The sequence below is a fragment of the Cupriavidus basilensis genome, assembly GCF_008801925.2.
In the GTDB taxonomy this organism is placed as follows: domain Bacteria; phylum Pseudomonadota; class Gammaproteobacteria; order Burkholderiales; family Burkholderiaceae; genus Cupriavidus; species Cupriavidus basilensis.
Map to the genome: position 1 here is coordinate 1,187,584 of NZ_CP062804.1, position 17,018 is coordinate 1,204,601.

14 protein-coding genes are annotated in these 17,018 nt (G+C 67.1%); 8 read left to right on the top strand and 6 right to left on the bottom strand.

Annotation, left to right across the window (positions count from 1 at the left end; all coding sequences use genetic code 11):
* Positions 1-32: 32 nt before the first annotated feature.
* The 3 genes from F7R26_RS26130 to F7R26_RS26140 form a co-directional block, all read right to left on the bottom strand.
* Positions 33-1,001 carry a ferritin-like domain-containing protein gene (locus tag F7R26_RS26130; protein WP_241754728.1) on the bottom strand — a complete coding sequence of 323 codons (969 nt, stop codon included), beginning with the start codon at positions 999-1,001 and terminating at the stop codon, positions 33-35.
* A 168-nt stretch (positions 1,002-1,169) separates the two neighbouring features.
* Positions 1,170-1,985, bottom strand: a complete 816-nt coding sequence (locus F7R26_RS26135) for a helix-turn-helix transcriptional regulator (protein ID WP_150991288.1) — start codon at positions 1,983-1,985, stop codon at positions 1,170-1,172.
* Positions 1,969-2,904 carry a DMT family transporter gene (locus F7R26_RS26140; protein WP_150991292.1) on the bottom strand — a complete coding sequence of 312 codons (936 nt, stop codon included), beginning with the start codon at positions 2,902-2,904 and terminating at the stop codon, positions 1,969-1,971. The genes F7R26_RS26135 and F7R26_RS26140 overlap by 17 nt, the downstream gene beginning before the upstream one ends.
* Positions 2,905-3,125: 221 nt before the next feature.
* Here F7R26_RS26140 and surE point away from each other — a divergent pair, with 221 nt between their 5' ends.
* Together surE and F7R26_RS26150 are read left to right on the top strand one after the other, a co-directional pair.
* On the top strand, positions 3,126-3,896 hold the full coding sequence (gene surE, locus F7R26_RS26145; protein ID WP_150991294.1) for a 5'/3'-nucleotidase SurE: 771 nt from the start codon (positions 3,126-3,128) through the stop codon (positions 3,894-3,896).
* Between the two features lie 149 nt (positions 3,897-4,045).
* Positions 4,046-4,960, top strand: coding sequence for a LysR family transcriptional regulator (locus tag F7R26_RS26150; protein ID WP_150991297.1), 915 nt, complete (start codon positions 4,046-4,048; stop codon positions 4,958-4,960).
* 27 nt (positions 4,961-4,987) lie between these two features.
* On the opposite strand, the gene F7R26_RS26155 is transcribed toward F7R26_RS26150, so the two are convergent.
* Positions 4,988-6,529, bottom strand: a complete 1,542-nt coding sequence (locus F7R26_RS26155) for a tripartite tricarboxylate transporter permease (protein WP_150991300.1) — start codon at positions 6,527-6,529, stop codon at positions 4,988-4,990.
* Positions 6,530-6,534: 5 nt separating this feature from the next.
* Entirely contained in the window at positions 6,535-7,017 is a 483-nt protein-coding gene (locus F7R26_RS26160) for a tripartite tricarboxylate transporter TctB family protein (protein ID WP_241754729.1), read from the bottom strand.
* Between the two features lie 570 nt (positions 7,018-7,587).
* Here F7R26_RS26160 and F7R26_RS26165 point away from each other — a divergent pair.
* On the top strand, positions 7,588-8,670 hold the full coding sequence (locus tag F7R26_RS26165) for a porin (RefSeq protein WP_150991303.1): 1,083 nt from the start codon (positions 7,588-7,590) through the stop codon (positions 8,668-8,670).
* 216 nt (positions 8,671-8,886) lie between these two features.
* On the opposite strand, the gene F7R26_RS26170 is transcribed toward F7R26_RS26165, so the two are convergent.
* Complete coding sequence (locus tag F7R26_RS26170; RefSeq protein WP_150991306.1) at positions 8,887-9,516, bottom strand: LysE family translocator; 630 nt, start codon at positions 9,514-9,516, stop codon at positions 8,887-8,889.
* 132 nt (positions 9,517-9,648) lie between these two features.
* Between F7R26_RS26170 and F7R26_RS26175 the strand changes: the two genes are divergently transcribed.
* From F7R26_RS26175 to F7R26_RS26195, 5 genes are all read left to right on the top strand, one after another.
* A complete protein-coding gene (locus tag F7R26_RS26175) occupies positions 9,649-10,974 on the top strand; it encodes an aminotransferase-like domain-containing protein (protein ID WP_150991309.1) in 1,326 nt (441 codons plus the stop codon).
* A 191-nt stretch (positions 10,975-11,165) separates the two neighbouring features.
* Positions 11,166-11,471 (top strand): hypothetical protein, encoded by a 306-nt coding sequence (locus tag F7R26_RS26180; RefSeq protein WP_150991312.1) that lies wholly within the window; start codon positions 11,166-11,168, stop codon positions 11,469-11,471.
* Positions 11,472-11,655: 184 nt separating this feature from the next.
* A complete protein-coding gene (locus F7R26_RS26185; RefSeq protein ID WP_150991315.1) occupies positions 11,656-12,690 on the top strand; it encodes a helix-turn-helix domain-containing protein in 1,035 nt (344 codons plus the stop codon).
* A gap of 426 nt (positions 12,691-13,116) precedes the next feature.
* Complete coding sequence (gene styD, locus F7R26_RS26190) at positions 13,117-14,607, top strand: phenylacetaldehyde dehydrogenase StyD (protein WP_150991317.1); 1,491 nt, start codon at positions 13,117-13,119, stop codon at positions 14,605-14,607.
* A gap of 194 nt (positions 14,608-14,801) precedes the next feature.
* Positions 14,802-17,003 carry a PQQ-dependent dehydrogenase, methanol/ethanol family gene (locus F7R26_RS26195; protein ID WP_150991320.1) on the top strand — a complete coding sequence of 734 codons (2,202 nt, stop codon included), beginning with the start codon at positions 14,802-14,804 and terminating at the stop codon, positions 17,001-17,003.
* Positions 17,004-17,018: the final 15 nt, after the last annotated feature.

A 17,018-nucleotide genomic window follows, 5' to 3' on the forward strand; every position in this document is an offset into this window, starting at 1 on the left:
GTGTTAGCGCATCACGCATCACGCATCACGCATCAGCGCAACAGGCGCCGGGCAAGCCGGGCCAGCTTGGGCACGGTTTCAGGGCGCAGCAGGCGTGGATCGTAGCCGGCCATGCGGCGATCGTTCTCGGCCAGGCAAAGCTCGATCATCGCCCGCGGCGACAGGGCTTCGGCTAGCGAGGACGTGCTGTTCATGGGGAAATTGGCGTCCTTGGCCACGCCGTCGGCATCGATACCGCGCGCAATGCCAACGCGCTCCCAGATCAGGAAGGCCCACACCCGCATCACCTTGAGCGTGTAAAGCGGGCGCCGCCACCAGGGCAGGTTGCGGCGATACCATGCCGCCCAGTTGACGAAGAACAGGATGTGGCGGCCTTCCTCCTGGATGACCGGCTCGAACGTCTCCACCAGTTCCGCGGGGAAGAAGCCCGAGCGCTTGGCCGCGGCAAACAGGCCAAAGGCAAAAAAACTATCGATGCACTCGCTGTAGCCGGTGACCAGCCAGCCCCACTCCACGTCAGCTGGCGGGCGGTACTCAGGCTCGGGGGCCAGGGCGATGCCGTAGGCTTCCACCAGTTTCGACAGCACCACCTTGTGGCGTGCCTCCTCGCCGCCATCCATTTCCAGCGCGCTGCGCAGCAGGGGGTTGGTCACGGTATCGGCGAAGGCCTGCACCCGCACGGAGGCGCGGCCTTCGGTCTGCACCGCGATATCCCATATTGGCAGCGAGGTCACCCGGTGCAGGGCATCCGGGTCAAGCCTGGGCCAATCGATGACGGCGGGTTTGTAGGGGTTGTGGGTTTGCAGCAGCATATTGCAGAACATGCGCAGATGCTGCGGCGAGCCGATGCGGACCGGCCCGGGCTCGGGGTCGGTCCAGTTGCGCATGGCATGGTCGGCCTGGTCGATCTCGGCCTTGGCGAGGGCAGCGACCACGGCGGCGGCCCTGGCCTCGGTGCTCGGCTCGCTGGTCCTGCTGGGTGTGGCAAGCGCGTCTGACATCCTGCTCCCCTGGCGGTTGATGGTCCGGGGGTAATTCTAGCGTGGCCGGCGCGCTTGCGCGTGCCGCACCCGCATCACGGCACGCGCAGGGTACGGCATGGAAAGGCAACGCAACGCAACGCAACGCAGGGGGGGACTTAGGCCTGGTGCTGGACCGCCGCTCGCGCGCTAGCGCGATGGCGGCAAGGCGATGTTCGCCAGCCCGAGGCCCGCACGCCATGCCCCCGGCGGCATGCCGAAGCGCTGGGTGAAGCTGCGCGTAAAGGTGGTCTGGTCGGGAAAGCCTAGCGCCAGCGAGATATCCGCCAGTGGCTGGGTCCGGTCCGCCAGCAGGCGCGCGGCCTGGTCCAGCCGCAGGCGCGTCTGGTAGCGATGCGGCGTATCGCCAAAGGCGTCGCAGAACAGGGTGTGGAAGCGCCGCACGCTCCAGCCGAACCGTGCCGCGAGCTGGTCGGCCCGCAGCGGCGTATCCAGGTGCTGGCGCAGGTAGGCGTCGATTTGCGCCAGCGGAAAATGCGTGGGCCGGGCGCGGCCGCCCACGCCCAACGCCTGCGCCAGGTCGGCGGCAAGGGTAGCGGCCAGTTGCCAGTGATGTTGCGGGGAGCTGGTTGCCTGGGGCAGCGTAGCCAGGCGCCGCACGCGTTCGCTCCAGCCGTCCGTGATGGCAAACGCCTTGGGCCGGTCCATCAGCGCGGCCGGCAACGCGAGCGAGCCCGGCGGAATGTCCAGCACCAACTGCCGGTTGTCGTCCAGCCCCAGGAAGTCGTGACGCTCCCCGGCGGGCACGATCAGCCCGCCGCAGGGATCGAGCCGGTGCAGGTGGCCGCCGATTTCCAGCTCGCAGGCACCGTCCAGGCCGAACAGGACCTGGTGGTAGTCATGGCGATGCCACTGCCGTTCCGGCTGGTAGACGCGGGTCTCCACCAGCGGCGCCGGCCGGCCCGCCTGGGCTAGCTGCACAACATCTTCATCGTGCGGCGGCATGGCGGGTTTTGCGCGGGGTCCCGGCGCCCTGGGCGGCCTGGCATAGCCAGACCCCAATGCCGGCAACGAGCAGGCCAAGTAACTGCAGGACCCCGAGCTTGTCGCCAAACAGCAGCCAGGCCTGCAGCGCCGCCAGCGGCGGCGCCAGGAACATCAGCGACGCGGCGGTGGCAGCCTGCCCGCGCCTGACGATGCGCACCAGCAGATAGGTGCCCAGGCCCGACAGCACCAGCGTGGCCCAGGCCAGTGCCGACCAAAGCGCCATGCCCGGCTGCCAGTGCGACTCCCCCAGCAGCCATGCCAGCGCGCCGGCCACCAGGGCGCCGCCCACGTTCTGCCAGGCCATGCTGGCGCGCAGGTCGGCCGCGGCAATCGAGGTTTTCTGCAGGATCGTGCCCATGGTGATGGAGAGAATGGAGATGACCGCCACCAGTACCACCCACGGCGAAACGGGGCTGGGTGCGCTGGCCAGGGTGGCGGGTGCCACCACCAATACTACGCCCAGGGAGCCCAGTGCAAGCCCGCCCCAGCCCTGCCGGGACGGAAACTCCCCCAGCAACGGGATTGCCAGCAGCGCGGTCAGCGGCGGTTGCAAGGCACCGAGCAAGGCCATGGCCGACGGCGCAAGGCCATGCGCGATGGCCCAGTAGCCGCCACCCAGGTAGCTGCCATGCAGGAGCGCGCCCGCCAGCAAGTGCCGCGGCACTTCGCGCAATGCTGGCCAGCGCGCCGCGCCAGCCATGGCCACGGCCGCGAACAGCACAGCCGCCAGGGAGAAGCGGGCCAGCAGGAACAGGCTGGGCTGGGCTAGCGGCACGATGGCCCGGCCCACGATGAATCCGGTCGACCAGATCAGCACAAAAGCCAGGCTGGACAGCCAGGCGGCCGAGGCGGGGACGCTGAGGCGGGATGAGGGCATGATGTTTCAACGCGCCGGCGGCGCGCGCGGGGGCGGCAATGATCGACAATGGGCTGCAGGCTAGTCGCCCGATGCCGTCCTGTCTTGGCAAATCCGGCAACGCGCGGCCGAACCGCCACGGCTTCGGTTTATAGTCTGGCGCTGGCCCCGACTGCGATGCCGCACGCTCCGTGCCGCGCAAGGGCAGCCCGGCATTCGTCAACCCACGGTCCTCTATCACCATGTCCGAACCCTTATTGGAACGCGTACTCCTCACCAACGACGATGGCATCGACGCCCCCGGCCTGGCCGTGCTCGAAGCCGTGGCGGCAACGCTGGCGCGCGAGGTCTGGGTGGTCGCGCCCGAGCATGACCAGAGCGGCACCTCGCACTCCCTGAGCCTGCACGCGCCGCTGCGCATCAGCCAGCAGGGCGAGCGCCGCTTCGGCGTGAGCGGCACCCCGGGCGACTGCGTCGTCATGGCCGCCCGGCACCTGATGGCCGACACCCCGCCGAGCCTGGTCCTGTCAGGCATCAACCGTGGCGCCAACCTCGGCCTCGAAACCGTGTTCTCCGGCACCGTCGGCGCCGCCATGACCGGCGTGCTGCTGGGCATCCCGGCCATTGCGCTGAGCCAGGCCTTCACCGATCGCAACGCGGTGCGCTGGGAAACGGCGCGCGCGCTGGCGCCCGGCGTGATCCGCCGCCTGCTTGCCGCCGGCTGGAACCCGCAGGCCTGCCTGAACGTCAACTTCCCCGATGTGGAGCCCGGGTCAGCCGGCCCGCTCACCGTCACCCGCCAGGGCGTCGGCCTCGTCAAGGATCTTGCCGTGCGGGCCCATGTCGACCCGCGCGGCATTCCGTATCACTGGCTGCAGTTTTCGCGCGGGCCGCAGCCGGATACCGACGACAGCGAGGCGGTGGTGGTCGGCCGGGGCGCCATTTCGGTGACGCCGCTGCGCTTCGAGCGCACCGACGAGGAGGCGGCCGCGGAGCTGGCGGGGCGCCTTTGAGGTGATGCGCGCCTCAAGCGCTCGTCCACCAATGCCTCCGATATCGATTTCGATCCTGTCGCCCGGTTTCATGGATACCGGCGGCATGCCCATGGCGATTACGTCGCCCTGCATGATGACGCTCGGCAATGCGTACCGGACTGCTTTGAATGTACTCCCTAGACGACCTGAAACTCTTTGTCCGCACCGCCGAGCTTGAAAACCTCTCCGCGGCCGCGCGCGAACTGGGCCGGACCGCCGCCACCGCCAGCGCCGCCCTGATCCGCCTGGAGCAACGCCTGAGCGCGCGCCTGTTCGCCCGCACCACCCGCCGCATGCGCCTGACCGAGGAGGGGCGGGTGTTCCTGGAGGCAGCGCGCAAGGCATTGGCGGCGCTGGAGGAGGGCGAGGGCGCACTGGCGGAGCAGCGCGAGGAACTGGCCGGGCCGCTGCGACTCTCGGCGCCCGCCGACCTGGGGCGCGCCTTGTTGCGTGGCTGGCTGGACGATTTCCTGGTGGCGCATCCGCAGCTTTCGCTTGAACTGTCCATCGGCGATACGCTTGCTGACCTGTATCGCAGCAATGTCGACCTGGCGGTGCGGGTGGGCTGGCTGGAGGATTCGGGGCTGGTGCGCCGGCAGCTTGCGCTGACGCGCCGCGTGGCGGTGGCCGCGCCGGCGTACCTGGCGCGTTGCGGCACGCCCGCGTCGCCCGAGGCGCTGGCGCAGCACCAGATGCTATGCCTCGCGCCAGGCGGGCAGGCGCGCATGCGCTGGCCGTTTCGCTCGCGCCAGTCCCGGCTGGAGGTGGAGGCGAACGGGCGGCGCACCAGCGATGATGGCGCGGTGGTGCGCGACTGGGCGCTGGCGGGCCATGGCATCGCTTTCAAAAGCTGGTTCGATGTCGCGGCCGACGTCAGCGCCGCCCGCCTGGTGCTGCTGTTTCCCGAGTGGTACCAGGACAGCGTGCCGCTGCAGCTGGTGTTCCTGCAGAGCCGGTTTCCGTCCTACCGGCAGCGCCGCCTGATCGAGTTCCTGCAGGCGCGTTTCGCGGCGTTCGACGCGGACTATCCTTTCCCGGGCTAGCCGCGTCGGTGCAGGCTTGCGTCGTGGCTACTCGTTGACGGCAAGCTCGCCGGCGGCAAGCACAGCCCCTTTGCCCGCGCCGCGGCTGGCTCGCCACGCAGAGTACGTGACCCCGGTCAGCAGCAGGGCTGAGAGCACGACGAAGACGCAACTGATGGGGCGATGCACGAACACCATCATGTCGCCGCGCGACAGCAGCAGCGAGCGGCGGAAGTTCTCTTCCACCATCGGCCCGAGCACGAAGCCAAGCAGGATGGGCGCGACAGAGAACCCGAGCCACATGAGCACCGCGCCGATGACGCCGAACGCCAGTACTTCCCAGATCTCGAACAGGCTGTTCTGCGTGCTGAACACGCCGACCACGATGAAGAACATGGCCGAGGGGAACAGGTAGCGGTAGGGCACCTGCAGCAGCTTGACCCACACGCCGATCAGCGGGACATTCAGCACGATCAGCAGCAGGTTGCCAATCCAGAAGCTGGCGATCAGGCCCCAGAAGATGTCGGGGTGATCGCTGATCAGCTGCGGCCCCGGGGCGATGCCCTGGATCATCAGCGCGCCAAGGATCAGCGCCATCACGGCGTCGCCCGGAATGCCGAGGCTCATGGTGGGGATGAAATCGACCTGCGTCTTGGAGTGCGCGGAGGCTTCCGGCCCGGCGACACCCGCGATCATGCCCGTGCCGAACTTCTCCGGCGTCTTGGAGATCTTGCGCTCCAGGGCATAGGCGACGAAGGTCGTGATGGTGGGGCCGGTCCCGGGCATGGCGCCGAACACGGTGCCTACCGCGGTGCCTCGCACCATCGGCCAGAAGGCGGTCTTGAGCTCGGCCAGGCTGGGCCGCATGTCGCGGATGCGCAGCTTGGCCTTGCTGGCGATCACGCTCATCCGGTTGACATTGAGCAGGAAGTCCGCCACGCCGAACAGGCCCATGGCGATGGCGACCAGTTCCAGCCCGTCGCTAAGCTCGGGGATGTTCATCGCCAGGCGGAAGGTGCCGCTGTTCACGTCGGTGCCGACGCAGCCGCAGATCAGGCCGAACAGCGTCATCGCCACGCCTTTCAGCGGGGACCCGCGCGACATGGTGGAGCCGGCCAGCAAGCCCAGCAGCATGATCGAGAAGATCTCGGTTGGGCCAAACTTGAACGAAATCTCGGTGAGCAGCGGCGAGGCGAAGATCATTACGATGATGCCCACCGACGCGGCGAAGAATGAGCAGATCATGGTGATGCCCAGCGCCGTGCCGCCCTTGCCGGCGCGCGTCATCGGATAGCCGTCCAGGCAGGTGACCGCATGCGGCGGGTGCGAGGGCAGGTTGAGCAGGATCGCGCCGATGGCGCCGCCATATTGCGAGCCATAGAAGATCCCCGCCAGCATCAGGATGGCGGGTACCGGGTGCATGGCATAGGTCAGCGGCAGCAGGATGGAAATGGCCGACAGCGCGCCCATGCCGGGCAGCACGCCAATCAGGTTTCCCATCAGCACGCCGAAGAAGGACCACATCAGGTTGGAGCCCTGGAAGGCAACGCCAAAGCCGAACCAGAGATCATGCAGAGCGTTCGCGGTCATGATGTTCAGACCCCCCAGGCAAACAGCGGCAGCTGCAACTGCAGCGCCCACCAGAACACGACCGTGGCGATGACGCACATCGCCAGTGCCAGGATGGCGGCTTGCTTCACGGTATTGCTCCGGTCGCCCAGCGCCGAGATGAACACGATGGCGAAGGTGGCGGGGATCAGGCCGCCATATTTGCCCAGCAGCAAGAAGGCGAGCACGCCCAGGATGATGCAGGCACAGCCGCGCAGATCCGGCAGCCCGGCGCCATGCCCGTGTCCGGATGCCTGGGCTTGCGCCGGTGGCTCCTTGCGCGCCGAGATGGCGATGAGCATGCCGACGATCGCCAGTAGCGCGCCTACCGCTGCCGGGAAGAACCCGGGCCCCATGTGGCTCAGCGTACCGGTGCGATATTGCAGGCCGGCCACTAGCGTGGCGAGCCCGATCAGCGTCATGAGCCCGCCGCCGTAGTAGTCCTTCTTGAAACGCGAGGGGGTGTTCATTGCAGGTCCCCTCTGGTCCGGCTACCCGAGCGGTAGCGTGCGTTGGTGTGTCGATGCATGAGGTGGTCTCTCCGTCTCCTGTTTTTACGCCCTTGCCTTGCCGCGACTTCATCGCGGGCGTGAGCGGGTGTCGAGACTGTAGGAACGGCATCTTCCAAACGGCTTTCCGACGGCTTGCAATCGGCTTTCGGGACAGAGATGTTGAAGAGAATTTCTCGTGGCTACGCGTAATCCCTAGCGCTGAAAATCCATGGGGCAGGGAACTTCCGCGGCGGATCTCAAGCCATGCAGCGGCCAAGTGGTGCACTGCTCACCCGCCGCCAGCGACCCGCGGAAATCCATTTGCATCACGTTGTGCTATATCCAGCCGGATCGCTGCAGCGTAAGGCGTACCTGGATGGTTGCAATGACAGTCATGCAGACATGTAGCCATGCAAAGCGACATCAAGCTTTCACAAAAGACCTAGACAATGCGGTCTGCCGCCACGGGTGCGGTTCACGGCGTCTATCGCATGGTTGCCCGCGGCTGGCGGAAGACTGCCTCATCCATCCATAAGACAGAGAAAATCAGTGAAGAAAGCTCTCCTTGCAATGACTGCCGCGGCTGCTGCCGCAGCCTCCGGCGCAGCGTTCGCCCAAACCTCCTCGTCCAGCGTCACGCTGTACGGCATTGCCGACGTCGGCATTGAAGTCATCAACCACATGCCGGCCACTGGCTCCGCGGGTGGCACCGCTACCCGCATGAACTCCGGCAACCTGTCGGGCTCGCGCTGGGGCCTGCGCGGCAGCGAAGACCTGGGCGGTGGCCTGAAGGGTATCTTCGTGCTGGAAAGCGGCTTCGATATCGATACCGGCGCCTCGGGCCAGGGCAACCGCCTGTTCGGCCGCCAGTCGTACGTGGGCCTGCAGGGCAATTTCGGCGCCGTGACGCTGGGTCGCCAGCAAAACTCGCTGTATGACCTGTTCGGCGCCTATGACCCGATGGCCGTCGGCCCGCGCTACTCGCTCAACAGTGTCGACTCGCTGTTCAACGGCCGTGCCGACAACGCCTTCAAGTACACGGGCAAGTTCGGCGGCCTGACGGCTACCGGCTTCTACAGCACCGGGCGCGATGCCACGGTGACCAACGGCAGCGAAGTGCCGGGCGCAAGCAAGGTGGGGCGCAACTACGGCGCGGGCCTGGCCTACGCGGCGGGTGGCTTCTCCGTTGGCGCCGCGTACGACCAGTTCCAGGGTTCGTCGGTGGCTCTGCAGGATCGCACCGCCAAGCGCGCGGCCATCGGCACGTCCTATGCCTTTGGCGATGCCAAGGTGTTTGCCGGCTACCGCTGGCTGCGTGACGACGGCACGGCAAGCGCCACGGCCACCGTCACCCGCAGCAATGTGTACTGGGCAGGCGCGCAGTACAAGTTCACGCCTGCGTTCCAGCTGACCGGCGCGGCGTACTACACCGACCTGAAGAACAGCGGCGCGGATTCGTGGATGTACGTGCTGTCGGGCGACTACTCGCTGTCCAAGCGTACCGACGCCTACCTGAACATCGGCTACGTGAAGAACAAGTCGGGCTCCACCCTGGGCCTGAACGGTGCCGGCACGGCACTGCCGGGCGCGAACCAGACCGGCGCCACCGTCGGCGTGCGTCACCGCTTCTAAGCCGCATCCGAGCGGCCACTGAGCAGCACCTGGGCGGCATCCTGCGCATGGAGGATGCCGCCAACAATCATATCGACCTTGCTTTTGCGCGAGGATCGCTTGGCCGGTCAGATTGACCGGCCTTTTTTCTCTTTTTTGCCGAACCGCGTGAAGTGAGCAAGGCCGCCGCCGCCATGGACGCAATCGACCTTTGATACCGCGAGGTCATTTCGCCAGCTAGGACACCCTCGGCATGGCCAGCAGCCTCAGCGCCAGCAGCGCCAGCACCACGGCAAGCCCGTATTTCTGGAACACGGCGGCACGCGGGTTGCGGCTCAGGAACCGCTGTGCCGACCCGCCAGCCGCGCCCAGCAGGCCGTGGAACACGGTGCTGATCGCCGTCAGCACGCAGCCCAGGACAATCAGCTGCCGGGCCACGTTGCCTTTTCCCGGGTCCACGAACTGCGGCAGGAAGACCATGAAGAACAGCAACGCTTTCGGATTCAGCAAGCTGTTCAGCGTAGCGCGGAAAAACACCGATTTCAACGAGGCCTGCCGGGTCACCGCGCCCAGCGGCAGCAGCGGGCGGCGCAGCGCTTTCCAGGCCATCCACAGCAGGTACAGGGCCCCCGCATAACGGATCAGGTCGAGCGCCGGGGTCCAGGCGGCAATTGCGGCGGTGATGCCGGTTGCCGTCAGGACGGTCAGCACGAGGTCTGCCGCGGCAATGCCGAGCGCGGCCGCCGCGCCGCCGCCGGGGCCGTAGGTGACGCCGTGTGCCATGACGAAGGCCATGTTTGGCCCGGGTGACAGCAGCAGCGCCATCACGGCCGCGGCGAACACCGACAAGGTAGCGAATTCGGTCATGCCCAGGTTTCCAGATAGCTCCGCAGAGCCCTTTACGTTGTCGAGGCTGGTAGCGTAATCTTTGTGCCTGATACAAACAAAAAATTGTTCTAGATACAAAGAACGATCCGATCAAGGCGCGCAGGCCAAGGCATGATCCCAGCCCGGTACAAAACCATCATGGACGAGATCGCGGGGCGCATTCGCGAGGGGGGGCTGCCGCCAGGCACGCAATTGCCGACCGTTCGCGCCTTGATGAAGCAGCATGGCATCGCCCTGGCCACCGCATCGCGCATCTACCGGGAGCTGGAGTCCATCGGGCTGGTCGTCGGCGAGACCGGCCGTGGTACTTTCGTGCGCGACACCTCGCTGCCGCGCGGCCTGGGCCTGGAGCAGCACCCGGTGCGTTTCGGCGCGGTCGATCTCACCTTCAACTATCCGTCCTTGCCGGGCCAGGCCGACATGCTGCGCGACGGCCTGCGCACCATCGCGGCCTCGGGGGACCTCGATGCGCTGCTGCATTCGGCGCCCCAGGGCGGGCGGGTGCACGAACGGCAGAGCGCGGCCAGGCACCTGCGCAACCGGGGCATCCGGGTGGGCGGCGAGCAGGTGCTCATCGTCAATGGCGCGCAGCAGGGCCTCGCCGTGGCGGTCATGGGGCTGCTCAAGCCGGGCGATGTCCTGGCGGTGGACGCGCTGACCTATCCCGGCATGAAACGGCTCGCACAGTCGCACCGTCTTGACCTGGAGGCGGTGCCGCACACGGTGGACGGCATGGACCTGGAGCATCTGGCAGCGCTATGCAAGCGGCGTCCGGTGCGCGCCGTCTACGCCATGCCTACGATGCACAACCCACTGGGCACGGTGATGGCTGAGCCATCCCGGGTCCGGCTTGCCGAGCTCGCCGGGAAGCATGATTTCCTGGTCATCGAAGATGGCGCCTATGCCTTCCTGGCCGAGCCGGCACCCAAGCCTGTCTTTACCTACGCGCCTGAACGCACGATTTATGTCTCGGGGCTGTCCAAGAGCGTCGCGTCCGGCTTGCGCGTGGGCTTTGTCGCCGCGCCCCTTGCGCTGGTGCCGGCGCTGGAGGGGGCGATCCGCGTCTCGACATGGAACACGCCCACGCTGACCGTGGCGCTGGGTTGCCATTGGATCGAGGCCGGACTGGTCGACGAACTCGAGGACCGCAAGCGCAAGGACGCGCGGCTGCGGCAAAGCCTGGCGCGCCGCGTGCTGCGCGGTTGCGATATCAAAGCGCATCGCGCTTCCTACTATCTCTGGCTGACCTTGCCGGAAGACCTGCGCGCGGATCGCGTCGCCGCTGGCCTGGCGCGCGAAGGCGTCCTGGTGACGACGGCCCAGCCGTTTGCGGCCACGCCACGCGTGCCGCATGCGCTGCGCCTGGCGATCGGCTCCATCTCGCAGGAAGCGCTGGAGGACGCGTTGGTCAAAGTGCGCCGGGCGGTGCTCGGCTAGAAGGATAGCTTTCTCCGACCGTGATTCCAACGGTGCCGGCCTATAGTGCAACCGGGGGGCGACGCGGTGGCGTGGTCCCCCGAAAAAGTAGCACATGGGTGGGGCGGGGTGGGGGCCCGCCGCCGCGTGCAGCGGGGCGGTCCGCCCTTGCGACACCTGCGGCCGATGTCCAATGTTCAAGGAGCAGCATCATGTTGATAGCCAGGTGGCAGATCGATGCCCGTTTCGGGCACAAGCAAGAAGTCATCGAGCGCCTGCAGGCATGGGCGCGCGAGATCGCCCCGCAAGCCGGCCTCGTCACCGGACGCTTGCTGACCGGCTCGATCGGCGCGCTCGAGGCCACGGTGATCCACGACTGGGAAGTGAACAACCTCGGCGAGCTGGATAGCGCCTGGGCCCGGCTCGCGTCGATACCTGCCCACGCGCAATGGGGCAAGGAGCTGGAACCGTTCGTCGTCTCCGGCACCGCGCGCTGGGAAATCTATCGCGTGGTCTGATATCAAAAGTGACGCTGGCTTCGCACGTTTGCCGCCGTGCTGGCCGGCGCGCCTGCGTGATTGTTCCCATTGTCGGCTCACGGGCTTTCCATTAGGCTTTGCAACCACCTTCGAGGCCTCCGGCGCGTTCCCTGCATGTTCGCTGCATGTTGCCCAGACACCGCCGGCTACTGGAGATGTCCTGATGCCCGCAGCGCAGCACCTGCAGCAGACGCCGGCGCGGTTGACCACCGTGACCTTCGATCAATGGCGTGAAGCCATCGACACCAGTTTCCTGCCGCTCGATTATTCGCGCCAGACGCGCGGGGGCTTTCATTGCCACGTCAGCTATGCGCGTTTCGGCGCCAGCGCGGTGGCAGACATGGATGTCGACGCGCACCGTGTTGCGCGCGAGTCCCGGCACGTGGCGGCATCCGACGCGGGTTTCTTCAAGATCTTCTGGCAGCTCAGCGGGCGCAGCCGCGTGGCGCAGCGCGGCAACGAGGCCTCGCTGGAGCCGGGCATGTGGTCGATCTACGATACCGCGCAGCCCTATAGCATCGAGATGGCGGACCGCTGCCGGGTGCTGGTGCTGCTGGTGCCGCAGGAACGCGCCTTCGGCTGGCGCCAGGCAGCGACCAGCCTGGGCGGCCGGGCGCTGCGCGGGGAGGGCGCGGCGCGCATCGCACTGTCGGCGCTGGGCGCCATGCTGCATGACACCTGCGCGGGGCACCTGCTGGATCATCAAGGCCAGATCGTGTTGCAGGATTCCGTGGTTTCATTGATGGAGACGGCGCTGCAAGGCGCCGGCACGCCGCTGCCGCCGGCCCTTGGCGATGGCGGGGACGCTGCCGTGGCGCGGCATCTTGGCGAAGCGCGCATGCGCCGGCTGGCCGAGTTCATCGATGCGCATCTGCATGATCCGGCGCTTTCGGCGCAACGGCTGGCGGCAGTGCTGAACGTGTCGCGCCGCACGTTGTACAACCTGTTTCGTGAGTCCGGGCAGACCCCGCATGCCTATATCCTGTCGCGCCGGTTGCGGCAGGCGGCGGCGCGGCTGGCGGGCAGCGGCGACGCCGGGCGCAGCATTACCGAGATTGCTTTTGCGCTGGGGTTTGGCGATGCGGCGCATTTCAGCCGGGTCTTCCATGAGCGGTTCGGGATGAGTCCGACGCAGTGGCGGCAGCAGAATGCGGGGGGGAAGGGGGGCTTTGCTGCGACTGCAATTGCAACGGATTGACTTCAACGTCAAAGGCAACTTCAACTGCCGTTTCACCACCCCTGCGGGGCGGCGACCTACTTTCTTGTCTTGCCAAGAAAGTAGGCAAAGAAGGCGCCCCATACGGCCTGGTACACCTTCACGGCTCGCTTCGCATCGCGTTTGGGTGATTCCCGCCCCTTCGGGCGGGAATCACGGCTACCACAGTCGGTTGATCTTGCGGCTGGTTGGCTCCCCTCTCCCACTTGTGGGAGAGCAACCGAGGGGGGAGGGCGGGCGCGCGTTGTGGCGTTGTGGTGCCGAGGGCCATCGGCTTCGGCTTTAGCCTTTTCCACGCTTTGCACGCATCGACAAGCTTTGTGCACGGCCAGACAAGCCATGATCAGGCCGTGGTGTTAACTTCGATCTCCATAACCAGGCACCAGCCAAGACCAACCGGAGACGAAGATGAATGCACCCAAGGAAGCCCGCAGCGGCCTGAACCAGGCCATCCGCAATGCCATGCTGATCGACGGCGAGTGGCGCCAGGCCGAGTCCGGCGAGACCTTCGCCGTGTTCGATCCCGCCACCGGCGAGGAGATCGCGCGCGTGCCCGCGGGCGGCGCGGCGGATATCGATGCGGCGGTGGCCGCGGCCGGGCGCGCCTTTGCCGGCGGCACGTGGCGCGCCATGATGCCGGCCCAGCGCGAGCGCCTGCTGCTCAAGCTGGCCGACCTGGTCGAGCAGCACGGCGACGAACTGGCCCGGCTTGAAACCCTCAACAACGGCAAGCTGCTGGCGTTCTCGCAAGGCCTGGAGGTGGGCGGCAGCGCGCAATGGCTGCGCTACATGGCCGGCTGGGCCACCAAGATCGAAGGCAGCACGCTGGACGTATCGGTACCGTTTCCCCCGGGCACGCGCTATAGCGCCATGACCCGGCGCTCGCCGGTGGGTGTGGTGGGCGCCATCGTACCGTGGAATTTCCCCTTGCTGATGGCGGTCTGGAAGATCGCGCCGGCCCTGGCTTGCGGCTGCACCGTGGTGCTCAAGCCGGCCGAGGAAACGCCGCTGACCGCGCTGCGGCTGGCCGAGCTGGCGCTGGAAGCGGGCTTCCCGCCGGGCGTGCTGAACGTGGTGACCGGCGACGGCGTGCCCGGCGCGGCGCTGGTGGCGCATCCCGGCGTCAACAAGATTACCTTCACCGGTTCGACCGAAGTGGGGCGCCTGATCGGTGCGCGCTGCGGCCAGGATATTCGCCGCGTGTCGCTGGAGCTCGGCGGCAAGAGCCCGGTCATCGTGCTGGACGACTGCGATCCCGCGCATGCCATCCAGGGCGCGGCCGGCGCCATCTTCCTCAACCAGGGCCAGGTCTGCACGGCCGGCTCGCGCCTGTACGTGGCGCGCCGCCACTATGACCAGGTGGTCGAGGGGCTGGGCAAGGTGGCCAATGCCACGGTGCTGGGCTCCGGGCTCGATCCCGCCAGCCAGATGGGGCCGCTGGTGTCGTCGCGTCACCGCGACAAGGTCATGGGGCTGATCGGCACCGGGCGCAGCGAAGGCGCGGAGATCGTCGCGGGGGGCACTGCGCTGGACCGCCCCGGCTATTTCGTGCGGCCAACCGTGGTGGCCAACGCTGCATGCAAGGACCTGACGCTGGTGCGCGAGGAAGTCTTCGGCCCGGTGGTGGTGGCCATGCCGTTTGACGACCCCGAGGCCGTGCTGGCCGAGGCCAACCGGTCCGAGTACGGCCTGGGCGCCAGCATCTGGAGCAATGACTTGCGCGCGGTGCAGCGGCTGGTCGATGGCCTGGATGCCGGCACGGTCTGGGTCAATACACACAACATCGTGGACCCCAACATGCCTTTTGGTGGATACAAGGCCTCCGGGGTCGGCCGCGAGCATGGCCGCTCCGCCATCGAGGCCTATACCGAGATCAAGTCGGTCTGCATGGCGTACTGAGCGGCATCGCCGCGCGTGGTGGGGGCGTTCGCTCTGCGGGTAATCCCGAGTGGGTAAAACCTACCCCTGCGGCCATTCTTAGATACTGCTGCAAACCGGTGGCGCGACGGGCGATGTCCGTCGCGCCATTGGCCAGCCGCTGGCATAGAACCAGCCTGGCTTCCCCCCAAGAAGAAGCAAGAAGAGGAGACACAATGAGCCAAGAACCCGAGCGGGTTTTCTCCTGCTGGCCGCGCGTTGCGCAGCGCGCCGGCAATCAAGCAGGCCTGTCACGCAAGGTGGCATTGCTGGTCGCGGGGCTGGCGGCGTTCTCGCTGGCGGCGGCGCAGGCCAAGCCGACGGCCAAGGTGGCCAGCGCCGATCACATCCGTAGCGTCACCCGAGGCGTCGACGGCGCCTTTATCGAAGGCAACGCCGCCAAGACACCCGACTGGCCCAGCTACGGCCTGGACTACGCGGAAACCCGCTTCAGCCGGCTCTCGCAGATCAATGCCGACAACGTGAAGGACCTCGGGCTGGCCTGGTCCTACGATCTTGAATCCACGCGCGGGGTGGAAGCCACGCCGCTGGTGGTCAACGGCATCATGTACGTCAGCGCGTCATGGAGCGTGGTGCATGCCATCGACACCCGCAGCGGCAAGCGCATCTGGACCTTCGACCCGAAGGTCGACAAGTCGATCGGCTACAAGGGCTGCTGCGACGTGGTCAATCGCGGCGTGGCGCTGTACCAGGGCAAGGTCTTTGTCGCCTCCTATGATGGCCGCCTGATCGCGCTCGATGCCGGCACCGGCCGCAAGCTGTGGGAGAAGGACACCATCATCGACCGCACCCACTCGTACACCATCACCGGCGCGCCGCGGGTGTTCAAGGGCAAGGTCATCATCGGCAACGGCGGTGCCGAGTACGGCGTGCGCGGCTATATCACCGCCTACGATGCCGGCACCGGCGAGCAGAAATGGCGCTGGTTCACCGTGCCCGGCGACCCCAGCAAGCCGTTCGAGGACGAGTCGATGGCCAAGGCGGCCAAGACCTGGGACCCGGCCGGCAAGTACTGGGAAGCCGGAGGCGGTGGCACCGCATGGGACACGCTGGCCTTCGACCCCGAGCTCAACCTGATGTACGTGGGCACCGGCAACGGCTCGCCCTGGTCGCGCAGCAAGCGCAGCCCGGCCGGCGGCGACAATCTTTACCTGGCCTCCATCGTCGCGCTGGATCCGGATACCGGCAAATACGTCTGGCACTACCAGGAGACGCCCGGCGACAACTGGGACTACACCTCCACCCAGCCCATGATCCTGGCCGACCTGAATATTGGCGGCAAGGCGCGCAAGGTCATCCTGCACGCGCCCAAGAACGGCTTCTTCTTCGTCATCGACCGTACCAACGGCCAGTTCATCTCGGCCAAGAACTTCGTCGACGTGAACTGGGCCAGCGGCTACGACCAGAACGGCCGCCCGATCGAGCTGCCGGAGGCACGCGCCACCGACAAGCCCTATGACGCCATCCCCGGGCCCTACGGCGCGCACAACTGGCATCCGATGTCGTTCAACCCGCAGACCGGCCTGGTCTACCTGCCCGCGCAGCATGTGCCGCTCAACCTGATGGACGACAAGAACTGGACGTTCAACGGCAAGCAGCCCGGCCAGCCGCACGGCAACGTGGGATGGAACACGGCGAAGTTCCTCAATGCAGAGCCGCCCACCAGCCAGCCCTTCGGGCGCCTGATCGCCTGGGACCCGGTGCAGCAAAAGGCCGTCTGGACGCAGGAGCAGGTTTCGCCGTGGAACGGCGGCACGCTCACCACCGCCGGCAACCTCGTGTTCCAGGGCACGGCCGATGGCCGCTTCATCGCCTACAACGCCACCACCGGCGCGAAGCTGTGGGAATCGCCCACGGGCACCGGCGTGATCGCGGCGCCCGTGAGCTATCTGGTGGACGGCAAGCAGTACGTGTCCGTCGCCGTCGGCTGGGGTGGCGTCTATGGGCAGGCCCAGCGCGCCACCGAGCGGCAAGGGCCGGGCACGGTCTACACCTTCGCGGTTGGCGGCAAGGCGCCGATGCCCGCGTTCGTGCAGTACCGCGCGGGTGAACTGCTGTCAGGCGTGAAGTACGACCCGGCCAACGTCGCGGCCGGCACGGCGCTCTACGTCAGCAACTGCGTGCTCTGCCATGGCGTGCCCGGCGTGGATCGCGGCGGCAATATTCCCAACCTCGGCTATATGAATACCGCCTATATTCAAAATCTCGACAAGTTCATCTTCAAGGGACCCGCCATGGCGCGCGGCATGCCGGACTTCACCGGCAAGCTGAGCGCGGACGATGTCGAGAAGATCAAGGCGTTTATCCAGGGCACCGCCGACGCCATTCGGCCCAAGGCGCAGGCAATGGCCAAGTAGCGACCGGGCGGGCCG